A 20,218-nucleotide genomic window follows, 5' to 3' on the forward strand; every position below is an offset into this window, starting at 1 on the left:
TCGCCTTAAATCGGTTTTGTTATTCCTCTGATAGGGGACTATAATAAGGTCATAGGTCAAATAAAGTCAAAGTCAATGAGAGGAGAATGGATAATGTTTGATTTGGTTCCTTTTGGTAAACGTAGAGAGGATGCTTTTGGTATGTTGGCTAAGTCTTTAAATGATGTTTTTAATGATGATTTTTTTGCGCCGATCAAGAGCTCCACGATGTCCTTCAGAACGGATATTCGCGAGAGTGAGCAGGCTTACCTGATTGAAGCTGAACTTCCTGGCTTTAAAAAAGAAGAAATCGACATTGATTATGCCAGTCCTTACTTGACGATTAAAGCGGTGCGGAAGGAAGAGAATGCGGAGGAGAACAAGGAGCATCAAATTGTACGTAGAGAACGTCGATATGGTGAATATCTTCGCAGATTCTATGTTCAGGATATTGCAGTGGAAGAGATTCGCGCGTCTTTAAAAGACGGATTACTGAAGCTGGAGGTTCCAAAACAGCAAAAACCGCAAGGGAAACGCATTGAGATTCAAGATGGAGATTCTAGCGCTTCGCAGTCTGAATAAGCATAATTTAGACGGAATTAGTTTCCGTTCAGCATCTTAGAGATAGGCAGCGAGCTTTAATATAGTGTTATGCATAGAAGGCGCATTGTAGTGGAGGATTCCGGCTATGGTGCGTCTTTTCTCGGAAACATACGATGAGTTGTATTTAATAAGCGTTGAAAGGAGGAATCCGAGTGGCTAACAACAGCTATTATGATGCTTTGGGCGTGAGCAAAACAGCAACTAAACAGGAAATTAAAAAGGCTTATCAAAAGCTGGCCAAGAAGTGGCATCCCGATGTGAACAAAGCCCCTGAGGCAGAGGCGAAATTCAAAGAAGCAGCTGAAGCCTATGAAGTGCTGAGCAATGAGGAGAAACGCAAGCTTTACGATGAGGAGCTGCTTTATGGGGCTCAGCGTGGCAGAGGTGGTGGAGGTGCGTCGAGCGGAGCCTCTTCGTGGGATTCAAACTTTGGTGGAAGCTGGGGCGGCGGAACTTATTCTGCAGGAGGTTCTGGTATTTCGGAGGAAGATTTGTTCGGAATGTTTTTTGGGAATCGGGGATCGGCGGATCGCGCTGGCTTTGATTTCTTTTCTAGTAGTGGTAGTGGGCGTTCGAACGGCAATCCATGGGGTGAGGCGCGCAGTAGGGCGCAGGCGCAGCTGGATATTACGTTGGAGCAGGCCTATAAGGGAGCAACTGTAAGAGTGCAGATCGGTGATAAAACTGTGGACGTTCAAGTTCCGGCGGGATCTAGTGAAGGCACAATTTTAAAAATCGCAGGTAACACTCAGAATGGCATAGCTTCCGGTGGCGATATACTGCTGGCACTTCATATTCTTTCTCATGATATATACGAGCTTCGAGCTGGCGACTTATACGGCACGGTTGAAGTTGCTCCATGGCACGCGGTATTAGGTGGAGAGGTGAAGGTTCCATTACCGGGTGGTGGTGCCGTGAAATTGAAGATTCCTGCAGGAATTCAAAGTGGTAAAACGCTGCGCATCCCGGGTAAAGGTTTGAAGCGAGAAAATGGTACGAACGGTGATATTTTATTTGGAATTGAGATTGTTGTCCCTGAGCCAATCAGCGAAGCGGAGAAGAACTTGTACCGTAAACTAGCCGAATCGAGCCTTTTCGAGGCCAGAGCTAAACGTCAAAGCGCTAGCGCGCAGCGTGAGAAGGCTAAAGTGGGTAATTAATTAGGTAGGTAGAGAGGTAGAAGAGACTTATGCTGAAACGAGTAGTGAAGGCACGTCGGGTAAAACAAAGGTAAAAATACCTTGGATCGCGTGGATTTCGGCTCGGTGAGCGAAAAGAAGAGCAAAAATGCCACGGATTGCGCTAAATGCGGCCGATTCGCCCAAATGTACGGGATTAATCCCGCTAATCAAACCGATCCCGGTCCAAACGGCCGATCCCATATATCATTCTTAAATAGAAAGGTGAGAGAGCTATGGATTTCAATAAACTTACTCAAAAGCTGCAGGAAGCAGTGGCTGCGGCGCAGTCGCTTGCTTCAGACAGCGGTCATCAGGAGATCGATAATCTCCATCTGTTAAAAGCGTTACTCCAGCAGCAAGAAGGCTTACTGCCTAGACTGCTGCAAAAGATGAATGTACCCGTAGCTGAGATGCTGCGAAGCACGGATGAACTGCTTCAGCGTAAGCCAAGCATAAGCGGATCAGGGGCAAGCACGGTACGGCGTTATGCCTCGCAATCGCTGATTCATCTGCTGGAACAGGCGGAGAAAGAAGCAGCGAAAATGCAAGATGAGTTTGTTTCGGTAGAGCATGCAGTGCTGGCCATGGTGTCGGATTCGAGCAGGGAGAATCGAGAGTTGCGTGATCTTTTTGTCAGTCGTGGATTAACACGCGAGAAGCTGATGTCTATCCTTGCTGAGATTCGTGGGCATCAGCGTGTGACGAGTCGGGAGCCGGAGGCTACTTATGAGGTACTTGAGAAATACGGGCGTGATCTTGTAGCAGAGGTTCGCGCGGGCAAGATCGATCCCGTTATCGGACGAGACGCAGAGATACGCCGTGTGATCCGTATTCTGTCCCGTAAAACGAAGAATAACCCTGTCCTCATCGGTGAGCCAGGTGTAGGGAAAACTGCGATTGTAGAAGGCTTGGCTCACCGGATTGTACGCAAGGACGTGCCAGAGGGACTGAAGGATAAGACGATTTTCTCACTGGATATGAGTTCCCTTGTAGCAGGCGCGAAGTTCCGTGGTGAATTTGAAGAACGTCTGCAGGCGGTACTGAGGGAAGTTCGTGAAAGTAACGGCCGTATTATTCTGTTTATTGATGAGCTGCACACGATTGTAGGCGCAGGTAAAACCGAAGGCTCGATGGACGCGGGCAATATGCTGAAGCCGATGCTGGCCCGGGGTGAACTGCACTGTATCGGTGCCACAACGCTTGATGAATACCGCAAGTATATAGAGAAGGACCCTGCGCTGGAACGCCGTTTCCAACAGGTGCTGGTCAGCGAACCGGATGTTGAGGATACGATCTCGATTCTGCGTGGGTTAAAGGAACGTTTCGAAGTCCATCACGGGGTCAAAATCCATGACAGCGCCCTTGTCGCTGCTGGCGTTCTGTCTAACCGCTACATTACGGATCGTTTTTTGCCGGACAAAGCGATCGACTTAGTGGATGAAGCCTGCGCCATGATCCGGACGGAGATTGACTCCATGCCAGGTGAGATGGATGAAGTGACCCGCCGTCTGATGCAGATGGAGATTGAAGAAGCAGCGCTCAAAAAAGAAACGGATGATGCTAGCAAACGCCGTCTGGAAATCTTACAACGTGAACTCGCCGATTTGAAGGAGAAGCAGCTTGGGATGACGGCGCGCTGGGAGAAGGAAAAGTCAGCGATTCAAGGCATCCGCGACCTCAAAAAACGGCTGGAGCAAGCCCGCAAGGATCTGGTCGATGCTCAGGAGGAATACGATCTTAATAAATCGGCGGAACTCAGCTATGGCATCATTCCTGATCTGGAGCGACAATTGAAAGCGGCGGAAGAAGCTGCACAGCAGGATCAGGATACTAGATTATTGCGTGAAGCTGTAACCGAGGAGGAAATCGCAGATATTGTATCGCGTTGGACGGGCGTTCCAGTTAGCCGACTGGTCGAAGGCGAACGGGATAAGCTGCTGCGTCTGGAAGAAACGCTGCATGAACGGGTTGTGGGCCAAGATGAAGCGGTCAGCTTGGTGGCCGATGCGGTGCTTCGTGCAAGAGCCGGGATCAAAGATCCGAATCGGCCGATCGGTTCCTTCCTGTTCCTTGGTCCGACTGGGGTAGGGAAGACGGAGCTGGCTAAATCGCTCGCGGTCTCTCTCTTTGATCGCGAAGATGGCATGATTCGTATCGATATGTCGGAGTACATGGAGAAGCATAGTGTTTCTCGCTTGATCGGTGCCCCTCCGGGATATGTTGGATATGAGGAAGGTGGTCAGCTCACAGAAGCTGTGCGGCGTCAGCCTTATACGGTTGTTCTGCTCGATGAAGTGGAGAAGGCGCACCCCGATGTATTTAATATTCTACTGCAGCTGCTTGATGATGGACGGCTGACCGATTCACAGGGCCGGATGGTCGACTTCAAGAACACGATCATTATCATGACCTCAAATATCGGTTCACCACATCTGATTCAAGGCACCGATGAGAAGGGTCAGCTTACGGAGGCTGCTAAGGACAGAGTGATGAAGGAACTGAGTGGTCAATTCCGTCCGGAGTTTCTGAACCGAGTTGACGATATTGTGATGTTCAAGCCGTTGACCCTGGGCGAGATCGAGAAAATCGTGGACAAACTGGTAGATGGATTACGTTTGCGCCTTGCTGAACGGGAGATTGGTCTTGAGTTAACTGAGCCGGCGGTACGTTTTATCGCTAAGGAAGGTTTTGATCCAGTGTATGGGGCGAGACCGCTGAAACGCTTCATCCAGCGTAGTCTGGAGACCCGTGTGGCACGTGCGATCATTGCTGGTGAAGCCGCAGAAGGTACAGTGATTCAAGTAGACGAATCCGGCGGCGAGCTGACGGTGAGCATAATCAAACCAGATGTCGATGAACCACAGCGTACTGAATAAGAGGAAGTTAGCAAAACGGATTGTACTATGTGAAAATAAAAGACGTCCACAAAGCCATTAAGGTTTTGTGGACGTCATTTTTATGATTACACTCACTCCACCCAAGGTATTAAATGAGGGTGTTCATCCAGAATGGTCAGGTATTGCTCCTTCCAGCCGTATTGGCCATCGGGATCAAGGAGCATGTAACGCAGATATTTTTCTAAGCGGAACTCTGCCTTCGACCAACCGAGATGCTTGAGTCGCAAGTTGCTTAGCTGGTGGGGAAGCTCGAAGACATTCTCCGGGAATCGCCCACAGTGCTGTGGAGATTCGTTCCATACATAGTTGAAGTCTTCTTTATAACGAAGCAGAAAAGGACGATAGTTCATATGAGAGCGCCAGTAAATATCTTCTCTGTAATGAGTGGCGTTCCATAAATCGTAGAGACGGAAACAGAATAGATCGACCTCGTCAGCGTACAGCAAGGGTTCGATATTTGCCGCGAAGCTTGCTTCAAAGATTTCGTCTGCATCCAGACTTAGAATCCACTCGGGCTTCGTCTTCAGAACCTCTTCCCATTGCTGCTTTCGCAGCTCGATTTCATTGCTGAATTTGGATATGGTATTGTGCACCAGATGAACGGGGATGCCTTCAAGTACCTCCAGGCAGATCGCTGCTGAATTATCGGTGCTGCCATCATCGATAATGACGGCCTCGTCGATGTATTTGCGATGCTCCTCCAGAACCTGTCGCAGAAAACGTCCACTTTCATTTTTCACAACCATGGTCAGGGTTAGCTTGGGCCGCTTTCTGGCTGGGGGGATTGTCTCTTTGGAGCTTTCGTTGTTTGGATTGTCTGTGGCGGGTGTCTGCATTACTGATTCAGGTACTTCGTCCGTAGATGAATTGTTCCCAGTATCAGTGGCTTCAGCTTTGGGCTCCGTAGTTTCTTTGATGAAAGCCTCAACTTTACTCAAATCACTGTCTCTATACAAGTGTAGCGCCGGATAATGGGTATCGACGAACAAGGGGATGCCAAGGGCTGCGGCACGAATGCAGAAATGACGGTCTTCCCCCCAGTATGAAATGTTGCGAATTTGATTATAGCTAACGCCGGCTTTTATCGCATGCTGACTAATCAATGTACAAGCCCCGAGTCCGCCTACCTCATAGATTCCTGGAATCCGCATCTTTGCTATGAATTCATGAAATCTGCGATTAATCTCCTCTGGTTGCAGTTTTTCACCGGGCAGTAGCTCCCATTGATTGTATTCGTCGTGCATCCATACCTGCGGCTGAAACATAGTCTCTGGCTGCCACTGCGTCCAGAACACCTCTGAAATAATATCCTTGTTCGTACCTATTAGATGTCTGAGGGTATCAGGATGGAGAATGAGATCAGAGTCAATAAGGAATAAATAATCATAGTTCAAGGTTTGGGCGCGGTTGATCATGAGATTCTTAAAATTGGCTACTTTCCAGACTAAATCGGTATTCCAGAAGTGGGTAGTATCATTGCGAATATACGCATCGTGAAAGCCGGAGCTCTGAAGATAAATATGATCACCCATACTTTTGAATTCCTGGAGCAGCCGACTAGATTCCTGATCATCATTATCATCAATTAGATGGAAATCCAGCTCGATATTGGCCACGTTCAGACGAAGCAGGGAAATCAGGAATTCTTTTAAAACCGTAGGCTTCTGGTGAATTGGACTGCCGATCAATACGCGAATCTTGTTTTCCGTCATTGCCACCTCCTTGGGGAACGCCCCTCTTTCCTTGGATGATCCTTATGTTCTCAATATATTTACAGGAGAGCGGCAATAATCCTTATTTTTCAAAGTTCTGTAAAGTAAATGAGTGTTAGATATATTAATTCGTAACGATCTGCTGTACAATAACCGAATAATTAGATACAGATGACCAAATGAACAGCAAAGGATGAGCGCTATGGATAAATCACTGAACGATTCCCTCAATATTACATTAATGTGAAATGCTATCCATTGTAATTCCTAGTATTCCGATATACAATATAAAAAACACAAGCCACACAGAACATAGAATACGGGGGAGAAACTTATGCGTAAAGGATTATCTGGAGTTATTACTTTGGTTTTGTTAACATTTTTGATTAGCGCGTGCTCCGGAGGGAATAACGCTGCTTCCACAAATACAAATCAGACGCCTACGGCTACTGAAGGAACGACGGCAAGCACTGAACCTAAAGATGGCGGTAACTTGATTATTGGAGTCGCTGCTGATCCTGTTATTCTAAATCCGAACTATGCGGGTGACCGTGTCAGCCTTACAATTGACCAAGCGCTCTATGCTCCACTGTTCCAAGTAAATGATGGTAAGAAGACCTTCTACTTGGCAGACAGCCTGACACTGTCAGAAGATAACCTGACTTATACTTTGAAGCTTAAAGATGGTCTTACATGGCATGACGGAGAAAAGCTTACTGCTGACGATGTCGTGTTCACGATTGATAGCATCCTCGATGAGAAGCAAAACAGCATGTTGAGAGCAAACTTATTCATCGGTGATAAACCCGTTAAGGCAGTTAAGGTGGATGATCTGACTGTAGAGTTCAAGCTTCCGCAGGTCAGCCCAGCTTTTGAAGCTACACTAGTGCAAGTATTTCCGATTCCAAAGCATATCTTTGAGAATGAGACGGATCTAGAGAAAAGCACCAAGAATGCTAATCCTGTTGGATCTGGACCATTTAAATTTAAAGAATATAAAGCGGGCGAATATGTTACACTCGAGAGATTTGATAACTACTTCGGCGGCAAGCCACATCTTGATTCTGTAACGTACCGGATTGCTAAAGATACGAATGCTGCGAATCTCGCACTTCAGAGTGGTGAGATCAACATTAAATATCTAGATCCGCAGGATGTTGGAACGATTGAAGCTTCGAACAATTTCGAGATCCTTCCTTATAGTGAAGGCCGATTGTCCTACCTGTTGTTTAATGCGAACAGCGATAGAGGCGCTCTTGCGAAAAAAGAAGTTCGTCAAGCCTTGTCTCTAGCACTAAACCGTGATGAAATCATTCAGGCTGCTTATACCTCTAGCGAATATGCTGACCCGGCGAAGTCATTCTTGACTCCGGATGCATTGTTCTATACTAATGACGTACCTTCTTTCGATAATGATGTGGAAAAAGCGAAGGAGCTTCTGAAGTCAGCTGGAGTTAGCGATCTGAAATTGAGATTGATTGTATCGAGCGGAAATAAAGCTCAGGAAGCCATTTCACTATACGTGCAGCAAAAGCTAAAGGCCATTGGCGCTGAAGTTGAACTGCAAAATATGGATGCCTCGGCATATGGTCAGAAGTTCAGTGATATGAATTCAACAGATTTTGAACTTGCAATTGCAGGTTATATTATGGGTTACGATCCTGACGCTTACAGAATTTTGTATACTTCTACTGCTGATTCCAACTACTCGCATTATAATAATGCTGAGGTTGATAAGTTGTTCAATGAAGGTGCAGGAGAAGCAGATGTGACTAAACGTGGTGAGATCTATAAGAAGATCCAAGAAATCATTGCAGACGATGCACCGATTTATCCAATCGCTAATACTAAGACTATTGTAGCTGTCTCCAAGAACTACGGCGGTCTTGAAGAAGCAGTCTTGAAGCCTGTCGTTATTTTTGAAGATTTATCGAAAATCTACCTTAAATAAAAACGGGAAAAAGTAAGCTGGGTTATCCAGCTTACTTTTTTACCGATATAGAACTGGGAGAATAAACGTATGAGACAACTTATCGTCCGAAGATTACTGCAAACCCTGCCGATGTTGTTTTTTGTTTCGGTTGTGTGCTTTGCGATGATTAAGCTGGCTCCGGGGGATCCGGTATTATCCTTCGTTACGCCGAATATGCACGCGGATGATATTGAACGCATCCGGCATAACCTTGGGCTGGATAAGCCAGCCTACATTCAATATTTTATATGGATCAAAGAAGTACTGCAGGGGAATTTCGGTTATTCCCTTGTGAATCATCAGCCCGTATTAGATCAAATTCTAGAACGTCTGCCTGCAACAGCAGGTTTGATGGGTTCGGCAATTGCGCTTGCTGTCTTGCTGGCGATCCCGATGGGACTGCTTGCTGGAGCAAATCGGAATCGTTGGGTGGATAAGCTGATTAATTTTATTTCCTATATCGGAATTTCTGTGCCTTTGTTCTGGCTCGCGATTTTATTGATGTATTTATTCGCAATTAAGCTGCACTTGCTGCCCATTATGGGGATGCGTACGATTGGTGTAGAATCGGCGGTTGATGTGTTAAAGCATGGGATTTTGCCTTGTACGGTCCTTGCCTTTGGATTCTTGGCTAGCTATGTACGATATATCCGTTCCAGTACGATTGGACAGCTTAAAGAGGAATATGTACAAATTCAGTATGCCTTTGGATCGAACAAAACCACCATCTTGTTCCGTCATGTAATGAAGCATGTGCTGCTTCCGGTGATTACATTGCTCGGGATGTCTATGGGCGATCTAGTAGCGGGTGCAATCGTGACGGAGACCGTATTTTCTTGGCCGGGAATTGGGTCCTTGGGGATGACTGCGGTTAAAGGGATGGATTACCCGGTAATTATGGGGATTACGCTGTTCTCTTCTTTAATGCTGATCATCGGCAACTTGGTCGCAGATATTCTATATAGCTTCGTGGACCCACGAATTAAATTAACGAGGTGACCTCATGAATCGCAGTAAATGGAAAAGTGTTGGAGATGAGCTATTTACGAACAAATTAGGCGCCCTTGCCCTCATTACTTTAATCATCTTCACACTAGGCTCTATATTCGCTTTTTTATCTGGACATGATCCGAATGCAATGGATGTTCTGGCACGTCTGAAAGCACCGGGAGCCGATCACTGGTTCGGGACGGATGACTATGGCCGGGATTATTTTGCCCGCGCATTGTATGGTGGCCGGGTATCTCTATTAGTTGGTTTTGCTTCAATGATCATTGCTACTGGCATTGGTGTGACGGTGGGGGTAATCAGTGGATATTTTGGCGGGTGGATTGATAATCTATTGATGCGGATGCTTGATGTAGTAATGTCCATTCCGTCTTTCCTGGTTCTGCTGCTGCTCAGCGTATTTCTGAAGCCAAGTGTAGGAAACATCATTATCATCATTGCACTATTAATGTGGATGAACATTTCCCGTGTGATTCGAGCGGAGACGATGACGATTAAAGAACGGGAATATGTACTTTATGCAAAAGCCTCCGGCCAGAGCAATTTCGGAATTATCTGGCGTCATATTCTTCCGGGGCTAGTGCCGGTTGTGATTGTAGGGGCGACGAATAGCATCGCTTCGGCGATTATGATGGAGTCCTCCTTAAGTTTCCTTGGGTTCGGGGTGCAGCCGCCGAATGCTACATGGGGCAGTATGCTAAATAACGCGCAGGGCTATATTGCTCAAGCGCCTTATCTGGCTTTATTCCCTGGGTTATTGATTCTATTAACGGTATTGAGCTTTAATGTTCTGGGCGATATTTTGCGGGTTGGCTTTGAACCAAAGCTGATCCGAAGATAGGAGTGTGAAGACATCATGACAGAACGGCTATTGTCTGTTGAGGATTTGAAGGTTTCCTTCCAAACCCGAGACGGAGAGAATCAAGCAGTTCGTGGCGTTAGCTTTCATATAAATGCTGGAGAAACCGTAGGGATTGTTGGTGAATCCGGAAGCGGGAAGAGTGTAACTGCGAAGGCGATTATGTCGTTAATTACACCTCCAGGTAAAATTATCGGTGGAAATATTCAATTTCGTGGTGAGAATTTATCTAATCTTTCGGAAAAAGAGTGGAGAAAGCTGCGCGGTAACCGCATAGCAATGGTGTTTCAGGACCCTATGACCTCTCTTAATCCTGTAAAAAAAATCGGCCAGCAGCTTACGGAAGTCATCCGTCGGCATCGGGGTTTAAATAAGCAAGAAGCGTTTAAAGAGGCGGCAAGCATCCTGCGTCAGGTAGGGATTAATAATCCTGAACAGCGTCTACAGCAATATCCGCATGAATTCAGCGGCGGGATGCGCCAGCGGGTCATGATCGCCATGGCTCTTTCTTGTAAGCCAGAGCTATTGATTGCGGATGAGCCGACGACTGCGCTCGATGTAACGATACAGGCGCAAATTCTCGATCTTTTTAAAGAGTTGAAAAATAATACTAGTACAGCCGTAGCGCTGATTACCCATGACTTGGGTGTGGTCGCTCAGGTATGTACACGGGTTATCGTAATGTATGGTGGACTCGTGATGGAGGAAGGTACGGTAGAGGATATCTTTTATCGCCCACAGCATCCTTACACGAAAGGTCTGCTACGTTCGATTCCAAAACGCGAAGGCAAATCGCGGGAACGTCTGATTCCTATCGAAGGTACCTCCGGATTTGTTGAATCCTCCTTCGGGCTGCCCATTTATGGAACGTTGCCCTAATGCTTTTGCCCGTTGCAGTGAACGTCCTCCGGTTATCGAATTATCGCCCGGTCACCGTTCAATGTGCTGGCTAGCAGACGGTATGCAGGAGACTCCAGCCGTAGCTGGTGTTGAAGGGAGCGGTTCGGTTGAGTGAGAATAAGATTCTAGTGGACGTAAATAATCTGAAAAAACATTTCTCCAAAGGCAAGGATATGTGGGGACGCGATACCTCTGTGCTTAAGGCGGTAGATGGCGTAAGCTTTCAGATACGCCAAGGTGAAACCTTTGGGCTGGTTGGAGAGTCAGGAAGCGGAAAGTCCACAGTTGGGCGCTGCTTGCTGCGATTATATGATTATACAGATGGTGAAGTGTCTTTTGACGGGCAGCCGCTCAGCAAGCTTGGAGAGAAGCAGCTAAAGCCTTTTCGCAGACGCATTCAGTCGATCTTTCAAGATCCCTATTCATCACTCAATCCAAGTCTGAATGTACTTGATCTGATCAGTGAGCCTATGAAGATCCACGGCATCCACGAAGGTGACGAACGAAAAGAGGCTGTTGCGGCACTGCTGGAGAAGGTGGGTTTGAAAAGAGAACATCTGTACCGTTTCCCGCATGAATTCAGCGGCGGGCAACGCCAGCGGATTTCGATTGCCAGAGCCTTGTCTGTAAAACCGGAATTTGTCGTATGTGATGAACCGATTTCAGCACTGGACGTATCTGTTCAGGCTCAGGTAGTGAATATGCTGGAGGATTTGCAGTCCGAATTCGGGCTGACCTATCTTTTTGTCGCACATGATCTATCGATGGTACGGCATATTTCAGACCGGATCGGTGTGATGTATGGCGGTCGTCTAGTAGAGGTAGCTGAAAGTGATGAACTGTACGAGAATCCTATTCATCCTTATACGAAGGCACTGCTGTCTTCGATTTTGGAGACGGACCCTAGACGCGCTAATCAAAGAATTATTCTAGATGGATATTCGCAAGAGTACGGCAGGGCTGAGACTTCTACACTTCAGGAAGTAAGTCCGGGCCATTATGTTGCTTATGATTTCATGGAATAAGTAGACTCTATATACAGGTAGGGGAGGAATCAGGATGTCAGACAATTTGAACACAGTAAAGTTATCCCAGTGGGATGCTTTATTAATAGAATCACTTCGCGCCTTGGGCTGGTCCAATGAGGATATTATTCGTAAAGTAGCGGAGGGCGACTTGCCCGTTGATGAGAGTGAATACGAGTTTGATTATAAACAGCTGAGCACATTGCAGTCGGAGCAGCCGGAGCTGTTCGAGCAAGCGGTGAAGACAGGCTACCAGATCAAATACAACACGATTCGTGGCATTCGCAGCTGGATTTGGGTAGCTCTGGGCAAAGAGGCAGTTCTGGAGCTTGAAGAGGGCAAGGAAGCGGTTGAGGCGACTTTGACCGTGGCTGAAAAGGGACGTTTGGCATCGGTGTTATCCTTTGGTTGGCAGATCGAAGGCGAGACGAATGCTGCAGATGAAGATATAGCGGTTTACCGGGTTGCCCCGATTGGACGCTAAGCTAAATAACTACAGCAAAAAAACGATTGATGCGTGGGAGGACTCCTTGTGCACAATCGTTTTTTTATTGAAAATTATATTACGTTTACCGCTGGATAAGCTACCTCATATTGTGCAGCTTCAATCCAGGTTCCTGTTTTGAAATCTCTGCCCCGGACAAGCACTTTATCTCTATACACTTCCACATAAAAGCCTTGGCTGCCTGTCTTATGCTTATCTTCATTCGTCCAAAGGTAGGCGACAGAAGCAGCATTAAACATCGTGGCGATTTCTCCTTGGCCAGGGAACATAGTGTTGTCCACCTCCAGCTCCCAATGGGTATGTCCAGTGAATAACAGGGCCTGAGGGTATCTTGAAAGAACCGCTTTTAATTCCTTATCTTGTGTAACGCCGTACCAATCTTGTGATTCCAGCGATCCAGCTACGGTGTCTTTGAGTGGTTGGTGCAGGAACAGAAAGATCGGTTGATCAGGCGAAGATTGCTCTTCGAGCTTATGATCCAGCCAATCCAGCTGTGCAGAGGAAAGATCACAGAATTTGAGCAAGCCTTGTTCTGTCCCTAGAAAAATAAAGTGATAACCATTGATCCAGTGATCATGATAAGGCCCAGACATGCCAGTCTGCGAAGTATACATCCCTAAGCGTGACTCCCAATTTCCAAGGGCTACATCATGGTTCCCTAAGGTAAAGGTAATATTGGGCAAGTCAGCTTTGTACGGATGGAGAATACGAAGCATTTCTTTGTATTCCGCAGGGAATCCGTGGTCTGTGACATCACCGATATGCATAATCCCGCTACTGCCTTCTCCATGCGCTGCTATATCACGGAGTGCCAGCTCAAAGTTAAGATTGTACTCATGATTTCGGTCAGCGGTGACATGGGTATCCGTGATGATTTGAAAGGTGACAACAGGTTTTTCCTCAGGTGTGATGTTCGTACTCATGTTTAGGCATCCTCCTTGATCTATGAACCTATGAAATATTGTTGCTGTTCGCTAATGTGTCTTGCCGCTAATGTTCAGCCCTATGATCCCGGTAATGATAACGGCTATCCATAGCAGGGAGGATAGGGTTAGCTTTTCATCGAAAAAGAGGGCCCCTATGAAGGATATCAGGATAATTCCCGCCCCTGACCATATCGCATAAGCAACGCCTACCTTAATAGACGTAAGGGCATAATTCAGAGAGGTGAAGCTGGCTCCATAGAACAGGAACATGAGCACGGAAGGCCAGAGCTGCGTGAACCCTTGAGATATTTTCATCGAGATGGTCCCTGAGAGCTCGAACACAATAGCTAGCGTCAGAAACATCCATGCCCATATTCCTTCTATTTTCACTAGGGAGTAACCTCGATTCTAAGCTCGGCATAAGATCTCACAATGAGATCTGCATCCGGGAGAATATGCGACGAAGCAATAATGTCTTCATTTTCAGAGATTCCTATGGCTAACTGTACGCCCGCTACTTTAGCCATTCGCATATCCCCATTAGTATCACCGATAACTGCTGTGTGCGCAGGTTCTACAGCCAACCTTTCGCAGGCCAGTCGCACCATGTCAGGGAAAGGTTTACCCTGATCCACGAGGTCTGTTCCAATGACCTCAGAGAAATAGTGCCTTATACCGAGCCATTGAAGATGTTTCTCTGCGGCATCTGTTTCATCAGCGGTCACCACAGCGAGAGGGATGCCTGCACTCACACACTCATCAAGAAAACGATGAAGTCCGGGAAGCGAGTGAACAGGGCGTTTCTCTTCCAGCATAACATCCGCTTCCAGACGGCACTGATGAACAAGCTCCATGGACTCCGCCCAAGATAAACCTTGCAGATAACCTTGCCAAGACAGGATGGCATAGAGATCACTCATAGTTCCCATAGCCAGCGGTCCGTTGCGATCATAATCGGTAATGCTCCCCTGGGTATTGTGTACCGTTCCCATTAGTGCAGGGAGCTGTTCTTCGGCAATCTTTAGTCCTTTTTGCTTCATATACGCTGTGAATCTCTCTAAAAAATATTCGCCCCAGCTGCCCCAGAGGGATACGAACTGGAGCAGCGTACCATCCTTATCGAATAGAATAGCGGCTACAGCGTATCTGCCTTGTGGAGTGATGAGCTCAGACATAAGGTCCACCGCCCTTTATTTTAATTTATCAAGTGCTGCTTGCGCCGTTTCTTGCGCTTCCTTTAGTGCTTGTGCGGCAGGGATATTCTCAATTTGTACCTTATCTGCGGCGATTTTCAGTGCATCGTTGATTTTGCCGCCAGTTGGGTCTTGGAAGGGTGCAGAACCATGAGACGCTTGCATCAACGGAACCTTAATCTGTGGATTGCTTTCGCTGAACGACACAAACGCCGGGTCTTGCAAAGCGGATTGGCGTACCGAAATATAACCCGTATTAATCGACCAGAAGGCAGTATTCTCAGCACCCGTGAAATAGGTTAGCCATTTCATAGCAGCTTCCTTCTCGCTGTCGCTAGCTTTGGATAAAATTCCGGCCATCAATGCTTGGGCTACCGGTTTTCCCTCGCCAACCCCTGCCCAGCCTGGCTGCTCCATAGCTGATACAATGCTGAAGTCCAAGTCGCCCTGATCGCCACTGGAGCCGGTGTAACCTGCGGATTGACCCTTCATAACATCGTCAATTGTCTTGTACCAATACTCCCAGCCTTGGCCCCCAGAATGAATCCGCATGATCTTATCCTCGTGAATCCACTTGCGGAACAAATCCCAGGTTTCGATCCACTCTTTGGAGTCGATCATGACCTGTTTCCCATCCTCACTAAGGATAGTACCTCCTTTGCTAAGCGCGGCATCAATCATGTTCCCTGAACCCCACATAGGCTCCCAACCGAAGAAGGTGGTTTTACCGCCGTCCTTCACGGTCATTTTCTCAGCTGCAGCAGCTAGGTCTTCCCAAGTCTTTAGAGTGCTCGCATCAATGCCATTCTTCTCAAAAGTATCTTTACGATAGTACATAACCTGCGTCGTTCCATACATCGGCAGGAAATATTGCTTGCCATCGATTTGGCCCTGATTTAGAAAGGTTTGGACAAAATCCTCTTTATTAAAATCTGGCTGCAATGCCATAAGCTCATCTATCGGAGCGAAATATCCTTTGCGGGCCCAATCTACATTGGAGGAGAGAGCAGCAGCGGGCACTTTTCCTGTAGCAATCGCCGCTTGCAGCTTCTGCTCGGTTTCAGTGTAGTCTGCCTGCGCGATACCTTTGACAATGACCTCTTGCTGAGAGGCGTTGAATTTCTGAATCAGTGCCTCCATATTCTCACCAAGCTTGCCGCCGAGACCATACCAGAATTCGATTGTTACCGGTGCCTTTTGTGTGGGTGAAGCCTCTGTGGAGGGGGCGGAAGAAGCTCCATTCGCCGCTGTAACATTGTCCGTATTCGTATTCCCTCCGCAAGCTGTTAACATTGTAAATCCGGCAACCAAAGATAGGGCGGACAGTCTCTTCAATACGTTCATCATCATTCTCCTCTTATAAAATAGAATTGTTAACTTATCCTTTGCTGGAACCAGCGGTCATGTTGACGCTTTGCATGATCGTTTTCTGAGCTAATAGAAATACAAGCAGCAACGGGGCGATGGTGAATGCACTAGCGGCCATGATCAGCGGCCATTTCAATCCGTAAGCACCTCCTTGAGTGAAGAAACTACGCAGACCGGCCGAGACCAGCTGTAGATTAGGATCTTTGGTGATGAGCATTGGCCAGAAATAGTTATTGTACTGATCAATGAAGGTGATCAGGGCTAGCACTGCAAAGGAAGAACGTGTAATGGGGACAAGAATGGTCCAGAGAATCCGCATATGCGAGGAACCATCTACTTCTCCAGCCTCCACCAGCTCATGGGGAACCTGAAGGAAGGCTTGCCGAATTAGAAAGATGGAGAAGACACTTACACAGTTAGATAGAATCAACCCGGCATATGAATCCAGTAAGTGAAGCTGGGATAATACCAAATATCCGGGAAGATAAACGGCGGTGGCAGGAACCATATAGCCGAAAAGGATAACCCCAGCGAACAGCCCTCTGAAGCGGAATTTCATATGCGTAAGCGCATAAGCCATCATCCCGGAATTTATCACCTGCAAAATAACAATCGACACGGCGACAAATACGCTATTGCCCATATATCTGAAGAAAGGGGCTTCGTGCCAGGCGGCTGAAAAGTTACTCCACAGCGGCTCTTTCGGCCAGATCGTGGGTGGAGACTGCCAGATTTCATCATTGGTTTTTAAGGCGCTGGTGACCATCCAATAGAAGGGGAAGGCCATGATCAGTGCAATAGCTGCAAAAAATAGATGGCGGGCCAGTGTGCCCACGCGTACGATCGTTGCATTCATCAGTCGTTCTCCTTTCAGCAGTTGTTATTGATAATGGGTTGTCCGTTTACTAACCTCTAGTGAGACTACGGAGAGCAGCATGCATATAAATACCAGAACCATTGCGACACTTGAGGCTTCTCCAATCTGAAAAGCTTCAAAGGCAGACTGATAATACATATAGAGTAAAGTGCGTGTTGAACCCGACGGTCCGCCTTGTGTGAGTACGTTAATCTGGTCGTAAGCCTGTAATGCCCCGATGATCTGTACGATGAACAGAAACAGTGTCGTTGGCGAGATTAGCGGTAAAATAATGCGAATGAATTTCTGAACAACATTTGCTCCATCCAGTTCAGCAGCTTCCAGCAGATCAGAAGGAACATTACGGAGTGCCACCAAGTAAAAAATCATTGCCCAACCGACCGATTTCCATATGGTCACGAGCAGAACGCCGAGCAGCGCCCATTTCGGGTCTTGAAGCCAACCGATTTTTTCTAGACCTAAGAAATCAAGTACGGTATTGGCCAAGCCAATTTCCGGTTCATAAATCCAGGACCAAACAATCGATACCGCCACTGTCGGCGTGACCCAAGGGGAGAAAAGCAGCACCTGATAGAGAGTGGAGCCTTTCAGTTTCCCATTCATCAGGAGTGCTAGTCCTAGTCCGATCAGAATAACGGGCAGTACACTTCCCGCACAGAATAACAGGGTTACTCTTAGTGCTTTATAGAAGGCAGGGTTGCTGAACAGATCCAGGTAGTTGGTTAGTCCGACAAAGGTTTTCTCAGGGCTCATGAAGTCCCATTCATTAAAGCTGAGATAAAATACATAAAGTAATGGCGCAAGCCAAAATACAACGAATGGAATCATTGCCGGCAAGGTAAAGAGCACCGGTTTCAACTCACCTATAAATCTTGAGCGTTTCATATTTCTGTCGATACCCCATTCCATCTTCTGTTTTTTGCGGTATAATTCTGAGGAAAGCTCCTCCGTTCAAAAAAAATTGTACACTCATATGGCGGCTACGTGGTCAAGCGGGCGTAAAGATCGATGCGAGATTATGTAAAAATTTAAGAGATTAGCGAAAGTACTTGCTATTTTGTGTAAAATAAAAGGACAGATTCTAAGTGGAATGAAGGTGCAGCTATGAAACAGGTAGCCTATGGTGAAGAGAATAGAGACTTATCTCCACGTGAGCAGCTACTGCGTCCGATGATCGATGCGATTGCTCAGACGATGGACTTATATGGTGCCAATTACTCATTTGGGCAGCTTTATGGGATTATGTTCTTTGAAGACCGGCCGATGACGCTTGAAGAAATGAAGAAAGTGATGAATATGAGCAAGAGTAATATGAGCTATGGAGTTCGTTCTTTGATGGCTTCCAAGATGGTCACCAAGCTGGAGGAGAAGCAGGATCGAAAGGATCTATATGCAGTGGAAACGGATTTCTTTCAGACTTTTAAGAACTTTTTCGGGATGAAGCTGCAGCGGGAGATTGATGTCATGAGGCATGCTTTGGATATGGTTATTCCTGAGCTGGAGGGATTGGTTCAAGCTGTGGATACATCGGAGGAAGAGCGGCAATTCTGTCTGAAGGATCTGGAAAAGCTGGAGCATGCCGTTCAGTATTATCATTGGCTGCAGCAGTTTGTGGACGAGCTTGGCGAAGAGAATTACTTTGCAGATAAGAATAGGCCTTAGACTGTCTATAATTACATATAGATGTATATAATTATTTATAGATCTCCATTTGCAGGAGGTGTTCCTCAAGCCAGTTCGGGCTTAAGGTTCGCCTCCTATTTTTATTGTATGAACCCAAATAAAAAGAAAATGTAACCAAAAGTAGGTGGAACTGTCACCGAATATGTAGTTACATAGTGAATAAGAAATCATTTTAAGGAGATTCAAAGAGTGCATACGAAAAAATATATGATTCTTTTAGTCATCGTTCTGCTAATAAGCCTCGCTGCTATTATCAACAATCAACGTGAGTCTTCTGCAGTTACTATAAATGTGAACGGTCAAATCATTAAGACGGTAGCTACATACCCGGCCTCGCCTGATGAGCTTATGATTCCCAAGGCTGTTGCCGAACAGGCGCTTAATATGCGTATCGACTGGCAGAAGCAGGGACCACTTCCGAAAGGCATTTACTACAGAGACAATGTAGTTGTGCTGATGTACCATCATCTTTCAGAGAAGCCGATGCCACAGTTTCCCTGGATATTATCGGTTGATCGGTTTGAGGATCAAATGAAGCTGCTAAAGGAAGAAGGCTTTCATGTGATTACGATGGAACAATATCGAGCATTTATGCTGAATAATGGCTCGATTCCAGATAATGCGGTGCTGCTGACTTTTGATGATGGATATGAGAGCTTCTATGAGTTTGCCTTTCCTATCTTAAAAAAATATGGTTATACGGCAGTTAATTTTGTTATCGTGTCTACGATCGATCACCCCAATCCGAACAGTGTGCCGAAGCTTACCTGGGAACAGATGCGGGAAATGAAGCGGGACGGGATGGGATTCTATAGTCACACGTATGACTTACACCATTATGGTATCGTGGATGCTGAAGGTGGGGAGCGGCCAGCGGCCAGTGCCTTATTATATATCGACGATGAGAACAGAAACGAAATGAATACGGAGTACTACAGCAGAGTTACTCGTGATTTGGCCAAGGCAGAGCAAAGGCTGAAGGAAGAGCTGGGGAATACCGATTCAGCGATTGCCTTTCCTTATGGATCTTACAATGACCGATTGCTATCCGCCTGTGACTCACTCGGAATTACGCTGACTTTTAAAATTCAGGATGGGATCAATGCGAGAACAGACCGGAACGCCTCTCGAATCAACGGGGGAAGTCAGAATCTAACCGCAATTCAAACCCTTGAGCAGATCAAACATGTAGATTCGCCCATGGAATTAACCCTGAATAACCAAAGAGTAGCTCTGATAGGAAGTGCGCCCGAAATGAGGAAAGGGACCTTGATGGTTCCATTTATACAATTATGCAAAGATCTACATATTGATCTCAACTATGATCAGAAGAGTCGGATCGTTAATTTATTACACACCACTGGGGGAATATAAAAGGCTGAGGAACTGTATGGAATGGATGTCATCTACCCTTATGTTCCTTAGGAGTTTACAAAAAGTGAGAAATTTCGCCAATTTAGGCGAATCACTAGTTGCTATAAGTGAATTCCTTACTGTAGACTATAAAAGAGTACTAATTGGTAGGCGAAT

17 protein-coding genes and 1 pseudogene are annotated in these 20,218 nt (G+C 46.5%); 11 read left to right on the forward strand and 7 right to left on the reverse strand.

Features of this window, described 5'->3' with window-relative positions; translation table 11 throughout:
* Positions 1-93: 93 nt before the first annotated feature.
* The 3 genes from M2444_RS12440 to clpB all read left to right on the forward strand — a co-directional run bounded on the left by M2444_RS12440 (position 94) and on the right by clpB (position 4,639).
* Positions 94-561, forward strand: coding sequence for an Hsp20/alpha crystallin family protein (locus M2444_RS12440; RefSeq protein ID WP_094874657.1), 468 nt, complete (start codon positions 94-96; stop codon positions 559-561).
* Between the two features lie 173 nt (positions 562-734).
* The gene (locus tag M2444_RS12445) at positions 735-1,742 is read left to right on the forward strand and encodes a DnaJ C-terminal domain-containing protein (RefSeq protein WP_280787112.1); all 1,008 of its coding nucleotides are present in this window, start codon (positions 735-737) and stop codon (positions 1,740-1,742) included.
* A 254-nt stretch (positions 1,743-1,996) separates the two neighbouring features.
* Positions 1,997-4,639, forward strand: a complete 2,643-nt coding sequence (gene clpB / locus M2444_RS12450; protein WP_280787113.1) for an ATP-dependent chaperone ClpB — start codon at positions 1,997-1,999, stop codon at positions 4,637-4,639.
* 92 nt (positions 4,640-4,731) lie between these two features.
* Here the strand turns inward: clpB and M2444_RS12455 are convergent, their stop codons facing one another.
* A complete protein-coding gene (locus M2444_RS12455) occupies positions 4,732-6,372 on the reverse strand; it encodes a glycosyltransferase family 2 protein (protein ID WP_280787114.1) in 1,641 nt (546 codons plus the stop codon).
* 334 nt (positions 6,373-6,706) lie between these two features.
* On the opposite strand from M2444_RS12455, the gene M2444_RS12460 reads away from it, so the two are divergent.
* The 6 genes and pseudogenes from M2444_RS12460 to M2444_RS12485 all read left to right on the forward strand — a co-directional run bounded on the left by M2444_RS12460 (position 6,707) and on the right by M2444_RS12485 (position 12,620).
* The gene (locus M2444_RS12460; protein ID WP_094874207.1) at positions 6,707-8,323 is read left to right on the forward strand and encodes an ABC transporter substrate-binding protein; all 1,617 of its coding nucleotides are present in this window, start codon (positions 6,707-6,709) and stop codon (positions 8,321-8,323) included.
* Between the two features lie 69 nt (positions 8,324-8,392).
* On the forward strand, positions 8,393-9,343 hold the full coding sequence (locus M2444_RS12465; RefSeq protein WP_094874208.1) for an ABC transporter permease: 951 nt from the start codon (positions 8,393-8,395) through the stop codon (positions 9,341-9,343).
* Between the two features lie 4 nt (positions 9,344-9,347).
* Positions 9,348-10,193, forward strand: coding sequence for an ABC transporter permease (locus M2444_RS12470; protein WP_094874209.1), 846 nt, complete (start codon positions 9,348-9,350; stop codon positions 10,191-10,193).
* Between the two features lie 15 nt (positions 10,194-10,208).
* Positions 10,209-11,226 (forward strand): annotated as a pseudogene (locus M2444_RS12475) (ABC transporter ATP-binding protein).
* Positions 11,219-12,136, forward strand: coding sequence for an ABC transporter ATP-binding protein (locus M2444_RS12480; RefSeq protein ID WP_280787115.1), 918 nt, complete (start codon positions 11,219-11,221; stop codon positions 12,134-12,136). Before M2444_RS12475 ends, M2444_RS12480 begins: the two are co-directional and overlap by 8 nt.
* 34 nt (positions 12,137-12,170) lie before the next feature.
* Positions 12,171-12,620, forward strand: coding sequence for a hypothetical protein (locus M2444_RS12485; RefSeq protein WP_094877247.1), 450 nt, complete (start codon positions 12,171-12,173; stop codon positions 12,618-12,620).
* Between the two features lie 74 nt (positions 12,621-12,694).
* Here M2444_RS12485 and M2444_RS12490 read toward each other — a convergent pair whose 3' ends face one another.
* The 6 genes from M2444_RS12490 to M2444_RS12515 are packed head-to-tail and all read right to left on the reverse strand — an operon-like array spanning position 12,695 to position 17,890.
* On the reverse strand, positions 12,695-13,564 hold the full coding sequence (locus tag M2444_RS12490; protein ID WP_280787116.1) for a metallophosphoesterase family protein: 870 nt from the start codon (positions 13,562-13,564) through the stop codon (positions 12,695-12,697).
* A gap of 51 nt (positions 13,565-13,615) precedes the next feature.
* A complete protein-coding gene (locus M2444_RS12495) occupies positions 13,616-13,957 on the reverse strand; it encodes a DMT family transporter (RefSeq protein ID WP_373455835.1) in 342 nt (113 codons plus the stop codon).
* Positions 13,957-14,742, reverse strand: coding sequence for an HAD family hydrolase (locus tag M2444_RS12500; RefSeq protein ID WP_280787117.1), 786 nt, complete (start codon positions 14,740-14,742; stop codon positions 13,957-13,959). The genes M2444_RS12495 and M2444_RS12500 overlap by 1 nt, the downstream gene beginning before the upstream one ends.
* 15 nt (positions 14,743-14,757) lie before the next feature.
* Positions 14,758-16,104 (reverse strand): ABC transporter substrate-binding protein, encoded by a 1,347-nt coding sequence (locus M2444_RS12505; RefSeq protein WP_094877269.1) that lies wholly within the window; start codon positions 16,102-16,104, stop codon positions 14,758-14,760.
* A gap of 34 nt (positions 16,105-16,138) precedes the next feature.
* Positions 16,139-16,984 carry a carbohydrate ABC transporter permease gene (locus tag M2444_RS12510; RefSeq protein WP_094877251.1) on the reverse strand — a complete coding sequence of 282 codons (846 nt, stop codon included), beginning with the start codon at positions 16,982-16,984 and terminating at the stop codon, positions 16,139-16,141.
* A gap of 24 nt (positions 16,985-17,008) precedes the next feature.
* Positions 17,009-17,890: a carbohydrate ABC transporter permease gene (locus tag M2444_RS12515; protein WP_094877270.1), complete on the reverse strand. Its 882-nt coding sequence runs from the start codon at positions 17,888-17,890 to the stop codon at positions 17,009-17,011.
* Positions 17,891-18,109: 219 nt separating this feature from the next.
* On the opposite strand from M2444_RS12515, the gene M2444_RS12520 reads away from it, so the two are divergent.
* Together M2444_RS12520 and M2444_RS12525 are read left to right on the forward strand one after the other, a co-directional pair.
* Positions 18,110-18,667, forward strand: coding sequence for a GbsR/MarR family transcriptional regulator (locus M2444_RS12520; RefSeq protein ID WP_094874216.1), 558 nt, complete (start codon positions 18,110-18,112; stop codon positions 18,665-18,667).
* Positions 18,668-18,877: 210 nt separating this feature from the next.
* Entirely contained in the window at positions 18,878-20,062 is a 1,185-nt protein-coding gene (locus tag M2444_RS12525) for a polysaccharide deacetylase family protein (protein WP_094877252.1), read from the forward strand.
* Positions 20,063-20,218: the final 156 nt, after the last annotated feature.

Source organism: Paenibacillus sp. PastF-3, from assembly GCF_029893135.1.
In the GTDB taxonomy this organism is placed as follows: domain Bacteria; phylum Bacillota; class Bacilli; order Paenibacillales; family Paenibacillaceae; genus Paenibacillus_AQ; species Paenibacillus_AQ nitricinens.